The sequence below is a fragment of the Streptomyces lancefieldiae genome (genome assembly GCF_031845825.1).
In the GTDB taxonomy this organism is placed as follows: Bacteria; Actinomycetota; Actinomycetes; order Streptomycetales; family Streptomycetaceae; genus Streptomyces; species Streptomyces lancefieldiae.
In genome coordinates this window covers 121854-141769 of the sequence record NZ_JAVRFH010000008.1, presented here as the reverse complement: position 1 = coordinate 141769, position 19916 = coordinate 121854, and the positions used below count along the sequence as shown (strand labels likewise).

Below are 19916 nucleotides of genomic sequence, written 5' to 3'. Positions count from 1 at the left end.
CGAGCGAAGAGCATGAAGCTGGACTCCATGTACCAGGAAGTCATCCTGGACCACTACAAGCACCCGCACGGGCGGGGCTTGCGGGATGGCGACGCCGAGGTCCACCACGTCAACCCGACATGCGGCGACGAGATCACGCTCCGCGTGAAGTACGACGGCACGACGATCAGCGACGTCAGTTACGAGGGCCAGGGCTGCTCGATCAGCCAGGCGAGCGCCTCCGTGCTGAACGACCTGTTGGTCGGCAAGGATCTGGCCCAGGCACAGCGGATCCAGGAGACCTTCCTGGAACTGATGCAGTCCAAGGGCAGGATCGAGCCCGACGACGCGATGGAGGAGGTCCTGGAGGACGCCGTCGCGTTCGCCGGGGTCTCGAAGTACCCGGCTCGGGTGAAGTGCGCCCTGCTGAGCTGGATGGCCTGGAAGGACGCGACGGCCCAGGCACTGGACGGCGCCGACGCCGAGAAGGAGACGACGGCATGAGTGAGACCGTGGAAATGAAGCCGGCCTCCGAGGAGGAGGTCCGCGAGGCCCTGCTGGACGTCGTGGACCCCGAGCTGGGCATCGACGTCGTCAACCTGGGCCTGATCTACGGCGTCCACATCGACGACGCGAACATCGCGACCGTCGACATGACCCTGACGTCGGCGGCCTGTCCGCTGACGGACGTGATCGAGGACCAGGCCAAGTCCGCCACGGACGGCCTCGTCAGCGAGCTGCGGATCAACTGGGTCTGGATGCCGCCGTGGGGCCCGGACAAGATCACGGACGACGGGCGCGAGCAGCTGCGCGCGCTCGGCTTCAACGTCTGAGCCACACACCACCGACAACGGCGACGCCTCACCGGCGTCGCCGTTCTCGTCTCCGCGGCACCCTCGTTATGTACGCTCGTACACATGGGATACCTGCTCCTGGCCGGAGCCATCGCCGCCGAGGTCGCCGGGACCACCGCCATGAAGTACAGCGAGGGCTTCAGCAGACTGCTGCCGTCCCTGCTGACGGCGCTCTGCTACGTCATCTCCTTCGCACTCCTCGCCCAGACCCTGCGCACCCTCTCCGTCGGCACCGCCTACGCCATCTGGTCCGGGGTGGGCACCGCCGCCATCGCCACGATCGGGGTGGCCTTCATGGGGGAGGGGATGACGGTCACCAAGGCCGCCGGCATCGCGCTGATCATCGTCGGCGTGGTGGTGCTGAACCTGGGCGGCGCGCACTGATGTCCCGGCGCCACGACCCCGAACGGCGACAGCGCATCATCGACGCGGCGATCCGGGTCGTCGGGCGCAACGGCATCGCCGGCCTCAGCCACCGCACCGTGGCCGCCGAGGCCGACGTGCCCCTCGGCTCCACGACGTACCACTTCGCCACGCTGGACGAGCTCCTGGTCGCCGCCCTGCGCCAGGCCAACGCGGGCTTCGCCGAGGTCGTCGCCGCGCACCCCGCCCTGGCGGACCCCCGCGCCGACCTGCCCGGCGAACTCGCCCGCGTCCTCGGCGAGTGGCTGGCCGGCGACCGCACGGGCGTCGAGCTGGAGTACGAGCTGTACCTGGCCGCCCTGCGCCGTCCCGCCCTGCGCCCGGTCGCCGCGGAGTGGGCGGACGGCGTCGCCGGCCTCCTCGCGCGCCGCACGGACCCGGTGACGGCGCGGGCGCTGGTCGCCCTGCTGGACGGGATCTGCCTCCAGGTCCTGCTGACGGGGACGCCGTACGACGAGGAGTACGCGAGGGAGGTGCTGGCGCGGGTGGTCCCTCCGGCCCCGTGACCGCGGCGGCCGACGCGGCGGGTGGCGTCCCGGGCGCCGCACCGCCCGGCACGCGAGACGGCCGAGGGGCCGACTCGCTTCCACCGGCGGCGGCCGGTTAGGTTGCCCTCATGACCGACACGACTGCTCCCCGCACCACCGGCGCCGTGGCCGCCGGGCTCGCCACGATCGCCGCCGACGGCACCGTTCTCGACACCTGGTTCCCGGCCCCCGAACTGTCCGCCGAGCCCGGCCCCTCCGGCACCGAGCGGCTCACCGCGGAACAGGCCGCGGAACTCCTCGGCGGCGGCGCCACCGCGGCGATCGGTCCGGACACCCGTCGCGGTGTCGAGGTCATCGCGGTCCGCACGGTCATCGCCTCGCTGGAGGAGAAGCCGGTCGACACGCACGACGTCTACCTGCGCCTGCACCTGCTCTCCCACCGCCTGGTCAAGCCGCACGGCCTGAGTCTGGAGGGCCAGTTCGCCTTCCTCGCCAACGTCGCCTGGACCTCCCTCGGCCCGGTCGCCGTCGACGACATCGAGAAGGTCCGCCTCAACGCCCGCGCCGAGGGCCTGCACCTCCAGGTCACCTCGATCGACAAGTTCCCCCGCATGACGGACTACGTCGCCCCCAAGGGCGTCCGCATCGCCGACGCCGACCGGGTCCGCCTCGGTGCGCACCTCTCCGCGGGCACCACGGTCATGCACGAGGGCTTCGTCAACTTCAACGCCGGCACGCTGGGCACCTCGATGGTCGAGGGCCGCATCTCCGCGGGCGTCGTCGTCGGCGACGGCTCCGACATCGGCGGCGGAGCCTCCACCATGGGCACCCTCTCCGGCGGCGGCAACGTGCGCATCACCATCGGCGAGCGCTGCCTGATCGGTGCCGAGGCGGGCGTCGGCATCGCGCTGGGCGACGAGTGCGTGGTCGAGGCCGGCCTCTACGTCACCGCGGGCACCCGCGTGACGATGCCCGACGGCGAGATCGTCAAGGCCCGCGAACTCTCCGGCGCCTCCAACATCCTCTTCCGCCGCAACTCGGTCACCGGCACGGTGGAGGCCCGCCCGAACAACGCGGTGTGGGGCGGCCTGAACGAGATCCTGCACAGCCACAACTGATCACCGGTCCTCACCCCACCGCCCTGCGACGGTCCGTACCGGGCCGTCGCAGGGCGGTCGGTGTCCCGGCGCGCGGAACGGGGGCGTCCTGCCCCGAGCGCCCCCCGCACGTACGGATGACTGGCCGTGACCTTCCGGTGGTCTTGGCGGATGAACGGGTGGACGCAGTGTCCGATCAGACGCCGATCCGACGGAATGAGGGGCCTGGCATGACGAACGAGCGGGTGAGGAACGTGGCGCGTTGGATGGCCGGGGCGGGGGCCGCGGTACTGGTGTGCTGGGCCCCGGCGGGGGTCGCGCACGCCGACGAGACGACCACCGATTCGCACAACGGGCCCCGGGTGGGGCTGGTCAACGCCCATGTGGGGCAGATCGACGACCCGGCGGAGGACGTACTGGAGCACACGCTGCTGTTCGGTGACGGCTACGCCTGGGACTGACCGGCGTCGGCGACCAGTTCCCGGTGGGCGCGCAGCAGTCCGTCGGCCGTCCCGCGGTCGGCGGGCCGCAGGGGGGCGCGGACCGGGCCCGCGGGCAGGCCCAGTGTGCCCAGCAGCGCCTTGGCGGTGACCGTGCCGGGCAGGCCCGCCGCCATCATCAGCTCGATGAGCGGGATCGCCCGCCGCTGGAGGCGGGCCGCCCGTTGTGTGTCGCCCGCGTCGAAGGCGTCCAGGACGGCGCGGAGCGGTTCCGGCGCGACGTTCGCGACCGTGCTGACGTACCCCGCGGCGCCGATCGCGTACAGGGCGAGGATCTGCTCGTCGCAGCCCGCGTAGTACGCCAGATCCGTGCGCGCCAGCACCCGCTGCGTGCCGAAGAGGTCGTAGGAGCAGTCCTTGACGGCGACGATCCGCGGGTGTTCCGCGAGGCGGACGAGCGTGTCGGGTTCGATGCGGGTGCCGGTGCGGCCGGGGATGTCGTAGAGGGCGAGGGGCAGCCCGGCGGCGTCCGCGACCTCCCGGAAGTGTGCCTCCAGGGCGTCCTGCGGGGGCCTGCTGTAGTACGGCGCGACCACCAGCAGTCCGTCCGCGCCGGCCTTCTCCGCGGCCAGCGCCAGTTCCACCGTGTGCCGGGTGTCGGCGGTGCCCACCCCGGCGACGAGTGCCGCCCGGTCCCCGACCGCCTCCCGCACCGCGGTGACCAGCGCCGACTTCTCGGCGTCCGTCGTGGTCGGTGATTCGCCCGTCGTGCCGGACAGCACCAGGCCGTCGCAGCCCCGCGAGACCAGCCGGTCGGCGAGCCGCTGGGCACCGTCCAGGTCGAGTGCGCCCGCCTCGGTGAAGGGCGTGACCATGGCACACAGGGCCCGGCCGAACGGGGCGGGGCGGTCGTCTGTCGTCATGGAAGCAGTGTCGGCCGACAGACCGCGTAGCTCCACTTAATTCTGCTACGAGGTATTGGTAAGTAACACTGAGGCGTGGGGTTGTGTGCGGGGGTCGGCGAGGGCAGGGGTAGCGCCGCTCGGCCGGGGGTACCCGGGGGGCTCCCGAACCGAGAGGAGGCGGAACACCGTGACCGGGACCATGCACACCAGGCCGGTGCACGACGGGCACCACTCCGTGGGCGAACTCGTCGGTCAGGCCACCGAACAGCTTTCCCGGCTCGTGCGCCAGGAAGTGGCCCTCGCCAAGCTCGAGCTGGCCGAGAAAGGCAAGCGTGCCGGGCGTGGCGGCGGGATGCTCGGTGCCGCGGGCGCCATCGCCTACGTCGGCCTGTTCGCCCTGGCCGGCACGGCCACCGCCGCGCTCTCGCTGGTGCTGCCCGTCTGGGCCGCGGCGCTCATCGTGACGGCGGTGCTCTTCGTGATCGCGGGCGTACTGGCCCTCACCGGTCGAGCCCAGCTCCGCCGGGCGGTGCCGCCCAAGCCCGAGGAGACCCTCGGCAGCGTCAGGGCCGACGTGGACGTGATCAGGGAAAGGGCACATCGATGACCGACGCCAGGAGCGGGGACGGCGCGAGGACCGGCTCCACCGCGCAGCCGGCCGGCGGGGCCAAGGGGCCCGACGAGCTGCGACGGCAGATCGAACAGACCCGCAGTCAACTCGGCGACACCGTGGAGGAACTGGCGGGGAAGGCGGATGTGAAGGGCCGCGCCAAGGCCCGGGCCGCCGACCTCAGGGACAAGGCCGGTGCCATGACCGTGCAACTGCGCAGTTCCGCCGCGCAGGCCGGGCACACCGCACAGGACAAGGCGAGCCGGGCCGGGCACACGGTGCAGCACAAGGCCGGCCGGGCCGGGCACACGGTGCAGCACAAGGTGAGCCGGGACGGTCACGCCGCGCACGACAAGGCGGGGCGGGGCGGGAGCACCACGGAGCAGCGTGGGCCGGGGCGGGTGCGCGGGGCGGTCCGGACCGGGTTCGGGCATCCGCGTGCGGTGCTTGTTGTCGGCGCGGCGGCCGGCGCGGTGGTCGCGGTGGGCGTGCTGCGGCGCCGTCGGCACGGGCGCTGCTGAGGGCGCGGCGCGACGAGGGGCCCCGGCTGCGGGGCCCCTCGTCGCGCGCTGCGCATCGGCGCCGGTGAGGGCTTGACCTCAATCATGGTTGAGGTCGGAGAGTGGTGCGTGCACCCGACGACCACCGATCACTGGAGGCCGGCATGACCCGCCGTACCGACGCCCATCCCGAACTCGTCCGCCCGGACGTCCAGGCCCCCTTCTTCAGCACCTGGCGGGTGGGCACCCCCGAGCGGCAGCGGCAGACCGTCGACGCCATCGCCCGCACCTGGGAGAGCCGCCCCTGGCCGGCCGACGACCTGCTGAGCTACCACGTCTACACCGGGGGCGACGGCAGCACGCTGCTGCACCACTCGCAGTGGACGAGCGAGCAGGCGTACGAAGCCTTCGTCACGTCGCACCGGCAGGAGCGCGTCGACGAGATCGACATCGCCGTGCCCGGCATCGAGCGGCTCGGCCTCGGCCGGTACCGGCGCTACCGCAGCGGCACCCGCGAGAACGGGACGGCGCCCGTCCCGGGCTGCGTCGTCATCGTCGACGTCGAGTTCGAGGGCCCGGACCCCGACCGGCAGCGCGCCTGGGTCGACGCGGTCTTCGAGGCCCTGGCGAGCGAGCCGGAGCCGCGCCCCGGCGGCATCTCCGCCCACTTCCACCTGAGCACCGACGGCACCCGCGTCCTCAACTACGCCGAGTGGGAGAGCGCCCAGGCCCACATCGACGCCCTCGCCGCACCGGGCGACGGCGTCGGCTCGGCGACGGCGCAGTGGGAGCGGGTGCAGACCTGGCCGGGCCTGAAGAGCAGCACGGTCAACCGCTACGACCACGCCCTCGGCCTCGTACCCCGCTGAACGCGCCCCCGAGCGGCGCCGGTTACGGACGGAACCGCAGCACCTGCGGGTCGTGGTCGCTCACCTGGTCGTGGAACTCGGCGTTGATGTGCACGCTGTCGTAGGACAGATGCCCGCTGCGCCGGATCGACGGGCTGACCAGGATCTGGTCGAGGACCTGGCTGTTGCCCTGGTAGACGTACGAGTAACGCTCGCTCCGCGGCAGCGACCTGACCGCCGACCACAGGGCGCCGTCGTCCTCCAGGAGGCGGGTCGTCCCCGAGAACTCGAAGTCGTTGATGTCACCGAGCGCGATGACGTCCGCGTTCTTCTGGGCGGCGAGGACCTCCTTGACGAAGGTGTTCACGGCCTTCGCCTGGAGGTGGCGCTGGGTCTCCGAACCGCGCGACGGCGGCTGGTACTGCGCCGTCAGGCCCTGGTCGCCGCCCTTGGAGCTGAAGTGGTTGGCGACGACCACGACCGTCCGGCCGCGGAAGACGAACTCGCCGGCCAGCGGCTTGCGGCTGTTCTCCCAGGCGGGGTTCGCCGGGTCGACCCGGCCGGGGGAGTGTGTGAGCGCCGCCTTGCCGCGCACCTTCGTCACCCCGGTGGCGGTGGTCGCGTCGCCGGCCCCGCGGTCGGTGAAGGAGACCCGCTCCGGGTTGAACAGGAACGCCTGGCGGATGTTGCCGCCGGGCTCGCCGCCGTCCGCCCTGTCGACCGGGTCGATGCCACGCCACTCGTAGCGCGGGCCGCCCGCCGCGACGATCGCGTCGATCAGTTGGCCGACCGTCACGTCGGCGGCCACCGTGCCGTCGTCCTCGGCGCCGTTGTTGTCCTGGATCTCCTCCAGGGACACGATGTCGGGCGACTTCAGGTGGTGCACGATCGCGTCGGCGTGCGCCGCGAAGGTGTCGTCGGACGGGTCGAGGTTCTCGACGTTGTACGTCGCCACCGCCAGTTCACGGCTGCTCTGCGGGCGCGTCGACTCCCGCTCCAGGCTCCCGCTCTCCAGGGTGCCGATCTCGCTCGCGACCAGCGTGTAGCCGCCGTACTGGTTGTAGTCCAGCGGGCCCGCGGTCGTGCCGGTGAGGGTGTCGCCCACGTTGGCGTCGGGGAAGTCGGCCGGCTTGCCCAGGGACTGGATCTGGAGCCGGCCGGTGTTCTGGGAGTCGTAGGAGCCGTAGACCGTGCCGCCGCGGCGGTTGGCGTTCTCCCAGGGCTTCACCGTGACCCAGAGCTCGGTGTACGGGTCGGAGGCGCCGACCACGCGGGCGTCGGTGACCCGGACGTTCATGCCCTCCAGGGACTCGTAGTGGTCCAGGGCGTACTTCGTCGGGCGGAGGGTCAGGCCGTTGACCGAGCCGTTCGCGGCCGCGTCGCCCTCGGGGGCGTACGCGCGCGGCACGGACCGGGCGGAGACGGCCGTCGCGGCCGGGACCGCGTTGCCGCTGGAGACGACGGTGACCGTCGGACGGGTGATCTCGGTCAGCGACTGGTTCCCGGACGAGGTGCCGCCGGGGACGTATTCCGAGACCGTGCCGGAGACGGTGACCGCGTCACCGACGGCGACCTTCGGGGTGGAGCTGGTGAAGACGAAGACGCCCTCGCTGGTGGCCGGGTCGGCGTCCGGCTGCGGATCCTGCACCCAGAAGCCTCGGGAGGAGCCGTAGCCGCGGACGCCGGTGACGATTCCGGGCACGTCCGTGACCTGCTTGCCCGCGTACGGCGACAGCCGGGTGCTGCCCTGGATGTCGTGGACGCGCACGGAGTCCGCGTGCGCGGGCGAGGTGAGGACGAGGGTGGACGCCGCCGAGCAGACGGCGGCGACGGTGAGCGCGGCGAGGCGCGCGGAGGACTTGCTGGGCAACGGGATCCCTCCGGGGACGTGACAGAGCGCCGGGACGAGGGCGGAACGAGGATGGGGCGTGATGGGGCGAGAGTGGGGCACGAGGGGCCGCAGGGTTCACACGGACGTGGGTGAACACTTGTCCCCCCGCTTTCTACGCGCGTCAATCTCCTGCTTGTTCAGGTCAGTTGTCAAGGTTTCGGCCATGTACGGCACCCGACGGGGAGATGAACCGGGCGGCATGGGTGGAAACCCGTCTAGGCTGAGCGGCTGAGCCGTACGGCGCCCGGATGGCCGTACGGCGGTCAAGGCGCGCGAGGAGAAACAGCCGATGTCAGACAGCTCCACCCTGCCGCCCGTACGGCTGCGCCCCGAAGCGGAGCTGGCCCGCGACGCGCTGTCCGCGCCGGTGCTCGCCCGGGCCGCCCGGCTGGCCCGCTGGGCCGGTCCGGACACCCGCGTCGACGCCGGGGGTGGGCTCGTCGAGGAGCAGGTGCCGGCGGCGGCCGGGGAACTCGGGCTGAGCGGGGACGACGCCGCGGCGTACGCGAGCGAGGCCTGGCGGATCGCCGTGGACACGGGCCTCGTCGAGATCGCCGACGAGGAGGCGGGCACCGTCGTCGCGGGTGACGACCTCGCCCTGCTCACGGGCGGCTCCCCGCAGGACGTGCTCGGAGTGTGGCTCACCGCCCTGGAGGCGGTGCTCGCCGACGCGAGCGTGCCCGACCTCGACGCCGTCGTCGACGCCATGGCCGAGGGCGGCGAGGTCGACCTGTCGTCCCTCGACTGGGACCCGGAGGCCGAGTCGGAGCTCCTCGACGGCGTGCTCGGCAACCTCTACCTGCTCACCGTCGGTGAGGACGGCGCCGGCGGCACCCCGGTGCCGCTGCCCGCGCTGGCCGCGTCCGTGATCGTGCCCAGCGACATGGGTGAACCCACCAACGACGTGCTGGAGCAGGTGTCCGACGCGATGATGCGGCTGGACGACCAGTTCCGGCTGCTGGAGCCCATCGGCCTCGTCGCCTACCAGCCGATGGACGAGGCCCTGATGGCCGACGCGGACGACGAGCCCGCGGCACCCGTCGACGAGGCCGACGTCGCCCGCTACGGCATGGTGCGGCTCACCCCGCTCGGGCTGTACGGCCTGCGTACCCGGCTGCTGGAGGCCGGGTTCGATGCGCCCGCCGTCGGCGACCTCGCCGGCAAGGGCGCCGACGCGCTGCTCGACGGCACGGCCCCCTTCCCGCCCGCGTCGGCCCACGCCGAGACCGAGCTGTGGCTGGCCCACCGCGAGCCGCTCGCCGCGGCGCGCGAACTGCTGGCCGCGGCCCGCGGCTCGGACGCCGGCGCGCCCCTGCGCCGACTCCGCTGCCAGCAGGCGCTCTCGCTCGTCGGCGCGGAGGCCGGACCCGCGCTGCGGGAAGTCCTCGACGACGCGGAGCTGGGCGGTCTGGCCCGGGTCTGGCTGACCGAACACGGTGCCGGGGACGTGCCCCCGCCGCCGCAGGAGATGGTCTTCTGGCTGACCATCGACACCGTGGCCGCGCAGCTCGCGGCGGAGGGCAACTCCGAGGAACTGCGCGCCCTGGTGCAGGGCCTGGCCCGGCAGCACAGCGGCTTCTTCGACACGGCCTGGCGGGTCGAGCACCCGGCCACGGCGGACGTCCTGGAGGCGATGGGGCGGCTGCACCCCGACAAGAAGATCGCCAAGGAGGCCCGCAAAGCGGCCTTCAAGGCCCGCTCGCAGCACGGCGGCTGACGCCGGGCCCGCCCGCTCGGGCCGGCCCCGGCGGACCCGGCGCGCACCTGGCCGGGGTTGGGCGTGGCGCGGCCCGGTGCCCGCGGGGTGCCTTCGCCTTCCCCACTTCCGGCTTCGCCCGAGCGGGGCCCCCTCGCGCACCCGCGCCGTCCGGTCGGCACGTAGGCCCGCGGTGACGAGGCTCTCTCCGTACGCGCCGTGCGGATTCACGCAAGTGGGCGGCAGGTGGCCGCGCCCAGTTCAACTGCTGTTCAGGCGTGGGCGCAACCGTGACGCGGAACCGAGGCCCGCCATCCTCCACGCCAGGCCCACCGTCACAGGAGACACCATGTCGCTCACCCGCAGGGACTTCGCCGGCCGATCCGCGCTCACCGGCGCCGGAGTCGTGCTGGCGGGCAGCGTCGGCGCCCTCGCCACCGCGCCGAACGCCCTCGCGTCCACGGACACCGAGAGCGCGGGGGAGGAGCACGACCGCGGCCACGGGCACGGTCACGACCACGGCGGGGTCGGCTACGGACCGCTGGTCCCCGACCCGGACGGCATCCTCGCCCTGCCCGCCGGCTTCCGGTACGAGATCATCACCTACTCCGGCCGGACCAGACTGGAGTCCGGCGAGCACACCCCGTCCAACCACGACGGCACCGCCACCTTCGACGGCCCGCGCGGCACCACCCTCCTCGTCAACAACCATGAACTCGGCGGCCACCGCGACGGCTGGGACCACCCCGTCCCGCTCACCGAGGGCCTCGTCTACGACCCCGCCGCCGCCGGCGGCTGCACGGTCGTCGAGGTCCGCCGCGGCGGCCAGGTCGCCGAGTGGGTCGGCATCGCCGGCACCGCCACCAACTGCGCGGGTGGCAGCACCCCGTGGGGCACCTGGCTGACCTGCGAGGAGACCGAGGACAAGGCCGGCAAGAACGGCATGACCAAGGACCACGGCTACGTCTTCGAGGTCGACCCCGAGGACCGGCGCGCCAACCGCGACCCCAAGCCGGTCAAGGCGCTCGGCCGCTACGCGCACGAGGCCGTCGTCGTCGACCCCAGGCGCGGTCACCTCTTCCTCACCGAGGACGCCTCCGGACCCAACGGCCTGTTCTACCGCTGGACCCCGCCGGAGGGCTTCCGGCACGGCAGGGGCCGGCTGCGCACCCTCGCCGACGACGCCGGCGTCCTCGAGGCGTTCAAGTGCTTCGACTCCGGCGGCAAGTTCGTCGACGACCTCTCCCGCGCCACGAAGACCGGCACCGTCTACGGCGTCGACTGGGTCGAGGTCCCCGACCGCGACGCGAGGACCACGTCCGTGCGCAAGCAGTTCACCGGCGGACAGGTCACCCGCGCCCGCAAGCTGGAGGGCATGTGGTGGGCCGACGGCGGCGCCTACATCGTCTCCTCGTTCGCCCGGGACGAGAGCCCCGGCCGCCCGCACGACGGCCAGGTCTGGTTCTACGACCCCAAGCGCCGCACCCTCACCCTCAAGGTCCTCCTCGGCGTCAACGCCGACCCGGCGGACTCGTCGGCGGACGGCGCCTTCGACGGCCCCGACAACATCACCGTCTCCCCGTACGGCGGCCTCGTCATCGCCGAGGACGGCGACGGCGTCCAGCACCTCTTCGGCGCCACCGACAGCGGGCGCACGTACCCCATCGCCCGCAACGAACTGAACATCGGCTCCGAGGACGAGCCCGAGTACAGCGAGTTCACCGGCGTCACCTTCTCGCCCGACGGCCGGACCCTGTACGCCAACATCCAGACGCCCGGCATCATGCTCGCGATCACCGGACCCTGGAAGCGGCAGAAGCGCCGGTGATTTATTCGCTCGCCCGACCGGCGGCCGCCCTTCTAGAGTGATGAACGTCCAGGTGCGAAGGCAGGACCTACTTCCACTGATAATGGGGCGGTCGCGGGTTCGAGTCCCGCCATCGGCACGACATGCCGGTGTAGCTCAGGGGTTGGAGCACCTTGTCGGTTCCGCCGACCTGAACTCTGGACACCCAGAACTTCACGCACCTCCCGGTGCGCGGACCGCGGCTACTTCTTCTCTCAAAAGAACCCGATGCCGCCGTCCACCTGACCTCGGGAGGCGCAGCAGATGGCCAGGGTGCCCGGTGCGCAGGCAGCGGATACTTCCTTGACCGGATGGTTGCGGGTTCGAGTCCCGTCACCGACTTCGGGTCGGTGTAGCTCAAAGGGAAGAGCATCCGGATGTTCCCGTCGCCGATTCCGACCTCGGGCACCCTCCTTCTGCCGTGCCGCCCGCCGGAGGAATTCGGGGGAATTCACCATGGCGCGATTCAACACCAAGGCCGCGAAGGCACAGCCCACCTCACGCGTGACGTCGACGGGCCGCGTCCTCACCACCCACCAGGGCGGCCGGGGCCACGAGCGCGACCCGCGCTCCGAGCTCTTCCTGCTGTCGGTCGCCAACTTCGTGTCGCAGCGGGACTTCTACGAGACCGGCGTCGCCCGCGACGACCGGTTCACCACGCTCGTGCGCGAACTCGCCCTCACCGACCCGTCGTGGACGGCCGGCCTGCTCGGCTGGCTGCGCGGCGAGGGCAACCTGCGCACCGCCTCGATCGTCGGCGCCGCCGAGTACGTCAAGGCCCGCCTCGACGTCGGCGCCACCGACGGCCCGACGAACCGGCAGGTCGTCGCCTCCGTCCTCCAGCGGCCCGACGAGCCCGGCGAACTGCTCGCGTACTGGACGTCGACGTACGGGCGTGCCGTGCCCAAGCCGGTCAAGCGGGGGATCGCCGACGCCGTGCGGCGGCTCTACCACGGCAAGTCCCTGCTGAAGTACGACACCGCGTCCAAGGGCTACCGCTTCGGCGACGTCCTCAACCTGGTGCACGCGGCGCCGGACCCGGACAAGCCGTGGCAGGGCGAGCTGTTCCAGTACGCCCTCGACCGCCGTCACAACCCGGAGACCGCGGTCCCGCCCGCTTCGAACCGCGTCCTGACCGCGCACCGCGAGTTGATGGCGCTGCCCGTCGACCAGCGGCGGGCGGTCGTCACCGCGCCCGACGGTGCCGAGCGGCTCGCGGCGGCCGGCATCACCTGGGAGATGCTGGCCGGGTGGCTCCAGGGGCCGATGGACAAGGCGGCCTGGGAGGCCGTGATTCCGTCCATGGGGGCCATGGCGCTCGTCCGCAACCTGCGCAACTTCGACGAGGCCGGGGTCTCCGACGAGGTCGCGGCCCGGGTGGCGGCGCGGATCAGCGACCCGGCCGAGGTGGCGCGCTCGCGGCAGTTCCCGTTCCGCTACCTCGCCGCGTACCGGCACGCGCCGTCGCTGCGCTGGTCGTACCCGCTGGAGCAGGCGCTCGGGCACTCGCTGGCCAACGTGCCCGCGCTGCCCGGCCGGACGCTGGTCCTGGTGGACCGTTCGGGCTCGATGTTCCACTCCCGGATGTCGGACCGCTCGGAGCTCAACCGGGCCGACGCGGCGGCGGTCTTCGGTACGGCGCTCGCAACGCGGGCGGCGAAGGCGGACCTCGTCGAGTTCGGTACGACGAGCAACCGTGTGCGGTTCCGCAAGGGCGAGTCGGTGCTGAAGATCCTGGAGCGCTTCGGCGACCTGGGCGGTACCGACACGACCGACGCGGTCCGCCGGCACTACAGGAAGCACGACCGGGTGCTGATCGTCACCGACGAGCAGTACGCGTACAACCGGCACGGCGACCCGACCGAACAGGTCCCGCAGCACGTGCCGGTCTACACCTGGAACCTCGCCGGCCACCGGGCGGGCCACGGTCCCTCGGGCCGGGCGAACCGGCACACCTTCGGCGGCCTCTCGGACGCCGCCTTCCGGATGGTCCCGCTGCTCGAAGCGGCCCGGAACGCCGACTGGCCCTGGGCGGCCTGAGCCGACCGCCGGCCCGCACCCCCGGCAGGGAGTGCGGGCCGGGTTGCGGAGCCCGCGGGGTAGGGTGCGCGCAAGGTTGCCTGGTGGGCAGGGAGTGGCGGGATGGCACAGGTCAGGCCCATGCGCGCGGATGCCCGGCGCAATCGTGAGCGGTTGCTCGCGGTGGCGGCGGAGGCCTTCGCCGAGCGCGGGGAGGGTGCCTCGCTGGACGACATCGCCAAGCGCGCCGGGGTGGGCGTCGGCACCCTGTACCGGCATTTTCCGACGCGGCAGGCCCTGCTGGAGGCCGCCTACCTGGAGCGGGTCGAGGCGATCGCGGCGCGTGCGGACGTGATCGCGGGGGAGCTGGCGCCGGGCGCGGCCCTGGTCGCCTGGCTCGACGAGCTCGCCGCCGGGACGCTCCAGGTGCGGGGGCTGAAGGCGCTGCTCGGCACGGCCGTCACGGACGGTGGCGCGGCGGCGGACCGGGCGTGCGGTGACTGCGTGCGGGGCGCGGCGACCCGGTTGGTGCGGGCGGCGCAGGACGAGGGCGCGTTGCGACGGGACGTCGAGCCGATCGAGGTGCTGCGGCTGGTGCACGGGGTCGTGACGGCGTCCGAGCTGACCGACGGGGAGCGCGGGACGGCCATCCCGCGGTATCTGGCGCTGCTGATGGAGGGACTGCGGGCGTAGGGCCTGTCGGACAGGCCCCGGGGCCGCGCCCGGTGCCGGGCGCGGCCCCGCCCGTTTCCTACAGCGCCTTGGCCGCCGGCTTCACCATGCCCCGGACCGTGCGGGACTTGACGAACTCGCCCATGGCGGTCATCTCCCACTCGCCGGAGTACTGGCGGATCAGCTTCGCCATCATCACGCCGGTCTGCGGTTCGGCGCTGGTGAGGTCGAAGCGGACCAGCTCCTCCCCGCTCGCGGCGTCGATGAGGCGGCAGTAGGCCTTGGCGACCTCCGTGAACTTCTGGCCGGAGAACGAGTTGACCGTGAAGACCAGGCCGCTGACCTCCTGGGGGAGCCGGCCCAGGTCGACGGTGATCACCTCGTCGTCGCCGCCGCCCTCACCGGTGAGGTTGTCCCCGGAGTGCTTGATCGCGCCGTTCACGATCTGGAGCTTGCCGAAGTAGCAGCTGTCGATGTGGTTGCGCTGCGGGCCGTAGGCGATGACCGACGCGTCCAGGTCGATGTCCTTGCCGCGGTAGGCCGGCTCCCAGCCGAGGCCCATCTTGACCTGCGAGAGCACCGGACGGCCGCCCTTGACGAGGGAGACGGTCTGGTTCTTCTGGAGGCTGACCCGGCCCTTGTCGAGGTTGATCTTGCCGGCGCCCGGGGCGGGGGCGGGCGGCGCGGCGGGTGCCGCCGGCGGGGCCGCGGGCATCGTGGGCGCGGCGGCCGGCGGGGGCGGCGGGGTGGCCGCCTGGGGCTGCGGCGGGGCCACCGGCTGGGCCGGGGCGGCCGGCTCCTCGACGGAGACGCCGAAGTCCGTCGCGATGCCGGCGAGGCCGTTGGCGTAGCCCTGGCCGACCGCGCGGGCCTTCCAGGCGCCGTTGCGCAGGTAGACCTCGACGATCACCAGCGCCGTCTCGGTGCCGAGCTGCGGGGGCGTGAAGGTGGCGAGGACGGAGTTGTCGTCCGCGTTGCGGATGGTGGCGGTCGGCTCGATGCCCTGGAAGGTCTGGCCGGCGGCGTCCGGGCTGGCGGTGACGACGATCTTCTCGATGCCCGGCGGGACGGCGGCGGTGTCGACCACGATCGCGTCCGGGGCGGTGCCGCCGCCGGAGCGGTAGGTCACGCCCTGGCCGGAGGGCTGGTTGTAGAAGATGAAGTCGTCGTCGGAGCGCACCTTGCCGTCGGCGGTGAGCAGCAGGCCCGATACGTCGAGCCGCACGGGCGCGGCGACGTCCACCGTCACGCGGGCGGCGGAGAGGGGGATGTTCGAGCCGGGGGTCATAGCTGTCATGCCGGGTGAACGAGCGAGGGCGTTTTACCGTTCCCTTACCCGGGGGGCAATCGGGGGCGGGTGCGTTTCGCCCCGCCGCCCCTTCCCGTTCCCGTCCCTGGGGGCTGTGCCCCGCTGTGCCCCCGGACCTCCCGTTTCGGCCCGAACGGCCTCGTCCTCGAACGCCGGACGGGCCGAACGGCTACGGCACCACCACGATCTTCCGTCCCACCCCCGCCGCGAACTGCTCCAGCGCCTCGGGGTAGCGGTCCAGGGGGATGCGGTCGCTGATGAAGACGTCGGGGTCCAGGACGCCGTTCGCGAAGAGTTCGGCCGCGCGTTCGTAGCTGTGCAGGACCGCCATCGAGCCCGTGATGGTGATTTCCTGGTTGTAGATGCGGTACGGGTCGATCTGCACGCGCGTCGCGTAGTCGGCGACGCCGAACTGGAGGAACGTGCCCGCCTTGGCGACCCGCTCCAGGCCGTCCTGGATCGCCGCCGCGTTGCCCGTGGCGTCGATGACGAGGTCCCAGCCCTGGGGTCGGTCCAGCTCGTCCGGGTTCGCGGCCGACGCCGAGACACCGAGGCGGCGGGCCGTCTCCAGGCGCGCCGGGTTCACGTCGACCATGTCGACTACGGCCGCGCCGGTCCGCTTGGCCAGCTCCAGCATCATCAGGCCCATCGTGCCGGAGCCGTAGATCAGGACGTGGGCGCCGAGGCGGGACTGGAGGACGTCGTAGCCGCGGACCGCGCAGGAGAGCGGTTCGATCAGGGCCGCGTCCTGGGTGCGGACGTGCTCGGGCAGCTTCACGCAGTTCGCCACCGGGGCCACCGCGTACTGCGCCGCGCCGCCCGCCGTCGTGACGCCGATGGCCGCCCAGCGTTCGCAGAGGTTGTTGTGGCCGGTGCGGCAGTAGCGGCACTCGTAGCAGTAGAGGGAGGGGTCCACGGCGACCCGGTCGCCGACGGACACCTCGGTGACCTGGGCGCCGACGCCGACCACCGCGCCGGCGAACTCGTGGCCGGGCGTGATCGGGAGCTTGGGCGCGAACTCGCCCTGGAGGATGTGCAGGTCGGTGCCGCACAGGCCGCAGGCGGCGACCTCGACGACGACCTCGCGCGGCCCTGGCGTCGGGTCCGGGACCTCGGTGACGACGGCGCGGCCCACGGACTCGATGACGGCGGCCTTCATTTCACGGCTCCAAGCGACAGGCCCTGGACCAGTTTGTCCTGGGCGGCGAACCCCGCGGCGAGCACCGGCAGGGAGATGACGAGCGACGCGGCGCACACCTTGGCCAGGAAGAGGCCCTGGCTGGTGATGAAACCGGTCAGGAAGACGGGGGCGGTCTCGGCGACCACACCCGTCAGCACCCGGGCGAAGAGCAGCTCGTTCCAGCTGAAGATGAAGCAGATGAGCGACGTCGCGGCGATGCCGGGGAGGGCGATCGGGGCGACCACCCGGGCCAGGATCGTCGGCAGCCTCGCGCCGTCCACCCGTGCCGCCTCGATGATCGCGACCGGGACCTCGGCGAGGAAGGACTGCATCATCCACACCGCGATCGGCAGGTTCATGGAGGTGTAGAGGATGACCAGCAGCCAGATGTTGTCGAGCATGTCCGTGTTCTTGGCGAACAGGTAGATCGGCAGCAGGCCCGCCACCACCGGCAGCATCTTGGTGGACAGGAAGAAGAAGAGGACGTCCGTCCACTTCTTCACCGGGCGGATGGAGAGCGCGTACGCGGCGGGGAGGGCCAGGACCAGGACGAACAGGGTCGAGGCGACCGACGCCACCGCCGAGTTGATCAGGGCCGGCCAGGGGCTCGCGCCGCCGCCCGCGCCGAAGAACTCGCGGTAGCCGTCCAGCGTCAGGGACGCCGCGAAGGACGGCGGGTTGGTGGCGGCGTCCTCCTCCGAGTGGAAGGAGGTCAGGGCCATCCACGCGATGGGCAGGAAGAAGACGATTCCGGCCAGCCAGGCCACCAGGCCCAGACCGGCACCGCCCTTGCGGCGGACTCGTACAGCGGCCGCGGTGCTCATGCGCGGGACACCTCCTCGCGGAACAGGGACGAGACCACGCGCAGGGCGAAGGTCGCGATGATGATCGAGCCGATGACGACCAGGACGCCCGCGGCCGAGGCGAGGCCGTTCTCGTGGGCCTGGTAGAAGCTCTGGTAGACGGTGTAGGGCAGGTTGGCCGTGCCCAGGCCGCCGGACGTGAGGGTGAAGACCGCGTCGAAGTTCTGGACGATGTAGATCGACCCCAGCAGGGCGCCGAGTTCCAGGTAGCGGCGCAGGTGGGGGAGGGTGAGGTGGACGAAGATCTGCCAGTCGCTCGCGCCGTCCACCCGGGCGGCCTCGATCTGCTGCTGGTCCCGGCTCTGCAGGCCGGCCAGCAGGATCAGCATCATGAACGGTGTCCACTGCCAGACCAGTGACGCCTCGACGGCGAGCAGCGGGGTGTTCGAGATCCAGTCCGGCTGCGGTCCGCCGACGTAGTGCAACAGGCCGTTGAGCAGGCCGTATTCGGGGTTGTAGAGGACGTGCTTCCAGAGCAGGGCGGCGGCCACGGGGACGACCAGGAACGGGGCGATCAGCAGGGTGCGGACCACGCCCCGGCCCTTGAACCGGCGGTCCAGCAGCAGCGCGAGCGCGAGGCCCAGGACCAGGCTGGCGAGGACCACCGCGACCGTCAGCAGGATCGTCGTCCACACCGACTTGCGCAGGTCCGGGTCGGTGAGGACGTCGCCGTAGTTGGCGAAGCCGGTGAAGTGACGGGCGTCGGGGTAGAGGGCGTTCCAGTCGAAGAAGGAGATCACCAGCGTGGCCACGAAGGGCAGCTGGGTGACCGCGATCATGAAGATCAGGGCGGGGAGGAGGGGGGCCCGGGTGGCCCAGGCGCGCAGCCGGGAGGACGGCGGGCGGACGGCGGGGCGGACGTGGTCGGGGGCGGCCGAGGGGGCCGTTGTCGTGGCGGTCATCGTCCCTCGTACTCCTCGGAGATCTTCTCGGCGAGCTGCTGGGACTTCTTCAGGGCCTCCTCGACGGACTGGCGTCCGGCGATGGCCGCGCTGATCTCCTGGGAGACCTTGGTGCCGAGGTCGGTGAACTCGGGGATGCCGACGAACTGGATGCCGGGCGCGGGGCGCGGCTGCACGCCGGGGTCCTTGGGCCTGGCGCCCTCGATGGCCTCCCTGGTCATCTCCTGGAAGGCGGCGGCCTCCTCGCGGTAGGCCGGGTTCTCGTACGTCGAGGCGCGCTTGCCGGCCGGGACGTTGGACCAGCCGATCTCGTCGCCCACGAGCTGCTCGTACTCCTTGCTGGACGCCCAGGAGACGAACTTCCAGGCCTTGTCGGCGTTGCGGGAGGCCTTCTGGATGCCCCAGGCCCAGGTGTAGAGCCAGCCGGAGCCGTCCGTCTTCTCCACGGGGGCCGGCGCGTAGCCGACCTTGCCCTTGACCGGGGACTTGGCCGAGTCCAGGGAGCCGGCCGCGGAGGTGGCGTCGTACCACATGGCGACCTTGCCCTGGGTCATGTTGTTCAGGCACTCGGCGAAGCCGGACTGGGCGGCGCCGGACTGGCCGTGCTCGCGGACGAGGTCGACGTAGAACTTCGTCGCCTTCTCCCACTCGGGCGAGTCGAGCCGGGCCTGCCAGTCCTGGTCGAACCAGGTGCCGCCGAAGGTGTTCACGACCGTCGTCAGGGGTGCCATCAGCTCGCCCCAGCCGGGCAGTCCGCGCAGGCAGATGCCCTTCATGCCGGGCTCGGCGCCGTCGAGCTGCTCGGCGAGGCCGGCCACCTGGGTCCAGGTGGGGTGCTCGGGCATCGTCAGGCCGTGTTCGGCGAACAGGTCCTTGCGGTACATCAGGAAGGACGACTCGCCGTAGAAGGGCTGGCCGTAGAGCTTGCCGTCGTCGCCGGTGAGGGACTCGCGCATCGGCCCCAGGATGTCCTTCTCGTCGTACGCGGGGTCCTCGGCGACGTAGGAGCCCATCTCGTGCAGCCACTCGTTGCGGGCGTAGATCGGTATCTCGTAGTTGGAGAGGGTGGCGACGTCGTACTGGCCGGCCTGGTTGGCGAAGTCCTGGCTGATCTTGTCGCGGACGTCGTTCTCCGGCAGGACGGTGAAGTTCACCTTGATGCCGGTCTCCTCGGTGAAGTGGTCCGCGGTGAGCTTCTGCAGCTCGACCATCTGGGGGTTGTTGACCATCAGGACGTTGAGGGAGTTGCCGCCGGATCCGGCTCCGCCCGCCCCGACCCAGCAGCCGGAGAGCAGCGGGGCGAGCAGCGTCCCTGCGGCGGCCATGGCGAGCGTGGCTCGCGGCCTCCGTCGGCTCTGGGTTCGCATGGATCGCTCCTGAACATATGGGGAGGT

Annotated in this window: 20 protein-coding genes and 1 tRNA gene; 14 read left to right on the top strand and 7 right to left on the bottom strand. The window is 72.1% G+C overall.

What is annotated here, in order from left to right; genetic code table 11:
• Nucleotides 1-12 precede the first annotated feature (12 nt).
• The 6 genes from sufU (at nucleotide 13) to RM812_RS10755 (ending at nucleotide 3302) form a co-directional block, all read left to right on the top strand.
• Nucleotides 13-483 carry a Fe-S cluster assembly sulfur transfer protein SufU gene (gene sufU, locus RM812_RS10780; RefSeq protein ID WP_311572221.1) on the top strand — a complete coding sequence of 157 codons (471 nt, stop codon included), beginning with the start codon at nucleotides 13-15 and terminating at the stop codon, nucleotides 481-483.
• The gene (locus RM812_RS10775) at nucleotides 480-812 is read left to right on the top strand and encodes a metal-sulfur cluster assembly factor (protein WP_311572220.1); all 333 of its coding nucleotides are present in this window, start codon (nucleotides 480-482) and stop codon (nucleotides 810-812) included. The genes sufU and RM812_RS10775 overlap by 4 nt, the downstream gene beginning before the upstream one ends.
• A gap of 84 nt (nucleotides 813-896) precedes the next feature.
• The gene (locus RM812_RS10770) at nucleotides 897-1217 is read left to right on the top strand and encodes a DMT family transporter (protein ID WP_311572219.1); all 321 of its coding nucleotides are present in this window, start codon (nucleotides 897-899) and stop codon (nucleotides 1215-1217) included.
• Complete coding sequence (locus tag RM812_RS10765) at nucleotides 1217-1762, top strand: TetR/AcrR family transcriptional regulator (RefSeq protein WP_311572218.1); 546 nt, start codon at nucleotides 1217-1219, stop codon at nucleotides 1760-1762. The genes RM812_RS10770 and RM812_RS10765 overlap by 1 nt, the downstream gene beginning before the upstream one ends.
• A 110-nt stretch (nucleotides 1763-1872) precedes the next feature.
• On the top strand, nucleotides 1873-2862 hold the full coding sequence (gene dapD / locus RM812_RS10760; protein ID WP_311572217.1) for a 2,3,4,5-tetrahydropyridine-2,6-dicarboxylate N-succinyltransferase: 990 nt from the start codon (nucleotides 1873-1875) through the stop codon (nucleotides 2860-2862).
• A 209-nt stretch (nucleotides 2863-3071) separates the two neighbouring features.
• The gene (locus RM812_RS10755; protein ID WP_311572216.1) at nucleotides 3072-3302 is read left to right on the top strand and encodes a hypothetical protein; all 231 of its coding nucleotides are present in this window, start codon (nucleotides 3072-3074) and stop codon (nucleotides 3300-3302) included.
• Here RM812_RS10755 and dapA read toward each other — a convergent pair.
• Nucleotides 3287-4204 carry a 4-hydroxy-tetrahydrodipicolinate synthase gene (dapA, locus tag RM812_RS10750; RefSeq protein ID WP_311572215.1) on the bottom strand — a complete coding sequence of 306 codons (918 nt, stop codon included), beginning with the start codon at nucleotides 4202-4204 and terminating at the stop codon, nucleotides 3287-3289. The two genes, RM812_RS10755 and dapA, sit on opposite strands and share 16 nt — an antisense overlap.
• A 169-nt stretch (nucleotides 4205-4373) precedes the next feature.
• On the opposite strand from dapA, the gene RM812_RS10745 reads away from it, so the two are divergent.
• The 3 genes from RM812_RS10745 (at nucleotide 4374) to RM812_RS10735 (ending at nucleotide 6165) form a co-directional block, all read left to right on the top strand.
• Nucleotides 4374-4793: a phage holin family protein gene (locus RM812_RS10745; RefSeq protein WP_311572214.1), complete on the top strand. Its 420-nt coding sequence runs from the start codon at nucleotides 4374-4376 to the stop codon at nucleotides 4791-4793.
• Nucleotides 4790-5317: a DUF3618 domain-containing protein gene (locus RM812_RS10740; protein WP_311572213.1), complete on the top strand. Its 528-nt coding sequence runs from the start codon at nucleotides 4790-4792 to the stop codon at nucleotides 5315-5317. The genes RM812_RS10745 and RM812_RS10740 overlap by 4 nt, the downstream gene beginning before the upstream one ends.
• Before the next feature lie 143 nt (nucleotides 5318-5460).
• Nucleotides 5461-6165: an antibiotic biosynthesis monooxygenase gene (locus RM812_RS10735; RefSeq protein WP_311572212.1), complete on the top strand. Its 705-nt coding sequence runs from the start codon at nucleotides 5461-5463 to the stop codon at nucleotides 6163-6165.
• Between the two features lie 22 nt (nucleotides 6166-6187).
• Here RM812_RS10735 and RM812_RS10730 read toward each other — a convergent pair whose 3' ends face one another.
• Nucleotides 6188-8014: an endonuclease/exonuclease/phosphatase family protein gene (locus RM812_RS10730; protein ID WP_311572211.1), complete on the bottom strand. Its 1827-nt coding sequence runs from the start codon at nucleotides 8012-8014 to the stop codon at nucleotides 6188-6190.
• A gap of 310 nt (nucleotides 8015-8324) precedes the next feature.
• Here RM812_RS10730 and RM812_RS10725 point away from each other — a divergent pair, with 310 nt between their 5' ends.
• From RM812_RS10725 to RM812_RS10705, 5 genes are all read left to right on the top strand, one after another.
• A complete protein-coding gene (locus tag RM812_RS10725; RefSeq protein WP_311572210.1) occupies nucleotides 8325-9752 on the top strand; it encodes a hypothetical protein in 1428 nt (475 codons plus the stop codon).
• Nucleotides 9753-10080: 328 nt separating this feature from the next.
• The gene (locus tag RM812_RS10720; protein WP_311572209.1) at nucleotides 10081-11559 is read left to right on the top strand and encodes an alkaline phosphatase PhoX; all 1479 of its coding nucleotides are present in this window, start codon (nucleotides 10081-10083) and stop codon (nucleotides 11557-11559) included.
• A gap of 45 nt (nucleotides 11560-11604) precedes the next feature.
• A tRNA-Ile gene (locus tag RM812_RS10715) sits at nucleotides 11605-11674 on the top strand.
• 359 nt (nucleotides 11675-12033) lie between these two features.
• Nucleotides 12034-13617, top strand: a complete 1584-nt coding sequence (locus tag RM812_RS10710; protein WP_311572208.1) for a TROVE domain-containing protein — start codon at nucleotides 12034-12036, stop codon at nucleotides 13615-13617.
• A 102-nt stretch (nucleotides 13618-13719) separates the two neighbouring features.
• Nucleotides 13720-14289 carry a TetR/AcrR family transcriptional regulator gene (locus RM812_RS10705; RefSeq protein ID WP_311572207.1) on the top strand — a complete coding sequence of 190 codons (570 nt, stop codon included), beginning with the start codon at nucleotides 13720-13722 and terminating at the stop codon, nucleotides 14287-14289.
• 58 nt (nucleotides 14290-14347) lie between these two features.
• Here the strand turns inward: RM812_RS10705 and RM812_RS10700 are convergent, their stop codons facing one another.
• The 5 genes from RM812_RS10700 to RM812_RS10680 form a co-directional block, all read right to left on the bottom strand.
• A complete protein-coding gene (locus RM812_RS10700) occupies nucleotides 14348-15556 on the bottom strand; it encodes a TerD family protein (RefSeq protein WP_311572206.1) in 1209 nt (402 codons plus the stop codon).
• Nucleotides 15557-15746: 190 nt separating this feature from the next.
• Nucleotides 15747-16736 carry a zinc-dependent alcohol dehydrogenase family protein gene (locus tag RM812_RS10695; RefSeq protein WP_311572205.1) on the bottom strand — a complete coding sequence of 330 codons (990 nt, stop codon included), beginning with the start codon at nucleotides 16734-16736 and terminating at the stop codon, nucleotides 15747-15749.
• On the bottom strand, nucleotides 16733-17581 hold the full coding sequence (locus RM812_RS10690; protein ID WP_311572204.1) for a carbohydrate ABC transporter permease: 849 nt from the start codon (nucleotides 17579-17581) through the stop codon (nucleotides 16733-16735). The genes RM812_RS10695 and RM812_RS10690 overlap by 4 nt, the downstream gene beginning before the upstream one ends.
• Entirely contained in the window at nucleotides 17578-18522 is a 945-nt protein-coding gene (locus tag RM812_RS10685; RefSeq protein ID WP_311572203.1) for a carbohydrate ABC transporter permease, read from the bottom strand. Before RM812_RS10685 ends, RM812_RS10690 begins: the two co-directional genes overlap by 4 nt.
• Nucleotides 18519-19889: an ABC transporter substrate-binding protein gene (locus RM812_RS10680; RefSeq protein WP_311572202.1), complete on the bottom strand. Its 1371-nt coding sequence runs from the start codon at nucleotides 19887-19889 to the stop codon at nucleotides 18519-18521. Before RM812_RS10680 ends, RM812_RS10685 begins: the two co-directional genes overlap by 4 nt.
• Nucleotides 19890-19916 lie beyond the last annotated feature (27 nt).

Coding starts and splice junctions, on each gene's coding strand:
- RM812_RS10705 (WP_311572207.1), top strand. CDS start 13,720: ATGGCACAGGTCAGGCCCATGCGCGCGGATGCCCGGCGCAATCGTGAG.
- RM812_RS10720 (WP_311572209.1), top strand. CDS start 10,081: ATGTCGCTCACCCGCAGGGACTTCGCCGGCCGATCCGCGCTCACCGGC.
- RM812_RS10740 (WP_311572213.1), top strand. CDS start 4,790: ATGACCGACGCCAGGAGCGGGGACGGCGCGAGGACCGGCTCCACCGCG.
- RM812_RS10700 (WP_311572206.1), bottom strand. CDS start 15,556: ATGACCCCCGGCTCGAACATCCCCCTCTCCGCCGCCCGCGTGACGGTG.
- RM812_RS10710 (WP_311572208.1), top strand. CDS start 12,034: ATGGCGCGATTCAACACCAAGGCCGCGAAGGCACAGCCCACCTCACGC.
- RM812_RS10775 (WP_311572220.1), top strand. CDS start 480: ATGAGTGAGACCGTGGAAATGAAGCCGGCCTCCGAGGAGGAGGTCCGC.
- RM812_RS10690 (WP_311572204.1), bottom strand. CDS start 17,581: ATGAGCACCGCGGCCGCTGTACGAGTCCGCCGCAAGGGCGGTGCCGGT.
- RM812_RS10770 (WP_311572219.1), top strand. CDS start 897: ATGGGATACCTGCTCCTGGCCGGAGCCATCGCCGCCGAGGTCGCCGGG.
- RM812_RS10685 (WP_311572203.1), bottom strand. CDS start 18,522: ATGACCGCCACGACAACGGCCCCCTCGGCCGCCCCCGACCACGTCCGC.
- RM812_RS10735 (WP_311572212.1), top strand. CDS start 5,461: ATGACCCGCCGTACCGACGCCCATCCCGAACTCGTCCGCCCGGACGTC.
- dapA (WP_311572215.1), bottom strand. CDS start 4,204: ATGACGACAGACGACCGCCCCGCCCCGTTCGGCCGGGCCCTGTGTGCC.
- dapD (WP_311572217.1), top strand. CDS start 1,873: ATGACCGACACGACTGCTCCCCGCACCACCGGCGCCGTGGCCGCCGGG.
- RM812_RS10680 (WP_311572202.1), bottom strand. CDS start 19,889: ATGCGAACCCAGAGCCGACGGAGGCCGCGAGCCACGCTCGCCATGGCC.
- RM812_RS10695 (WP_311572205.1), bottom strand. CDS start 16,736: ATGAAGGCCGCCGTCATCGAGTCCGTGGGCCGCGCCGTCGTCACCGAG.
- RM812_RS10725 (WP_311572210.1), top strand. CDS start 8,325: ATGTCAGACAGCTCCACCCTGCCGCCCGTACGGCTGCGCCCCGAAGCG.
- RM812_RS10755 (WP_311572216.1), top strand. CDS start 3,072: ATGACGAACGAGCGGGTGAGGAACGTGGCGCGTTGGATGGCCGGGGCG.
- RM812_RS10765 (WP_311572218.1), top strand. CDS start 1,217: ATGTCCCGGCGCCACGACCCCGAACGGCGACAGCGCATCATCGACGCG.
- sufU (WP_311572221.1), top strand. CDS start 13: ATGAAGCTGGACTCCATGTACCAGGAAGTCATCCTGGACCACTACAAG.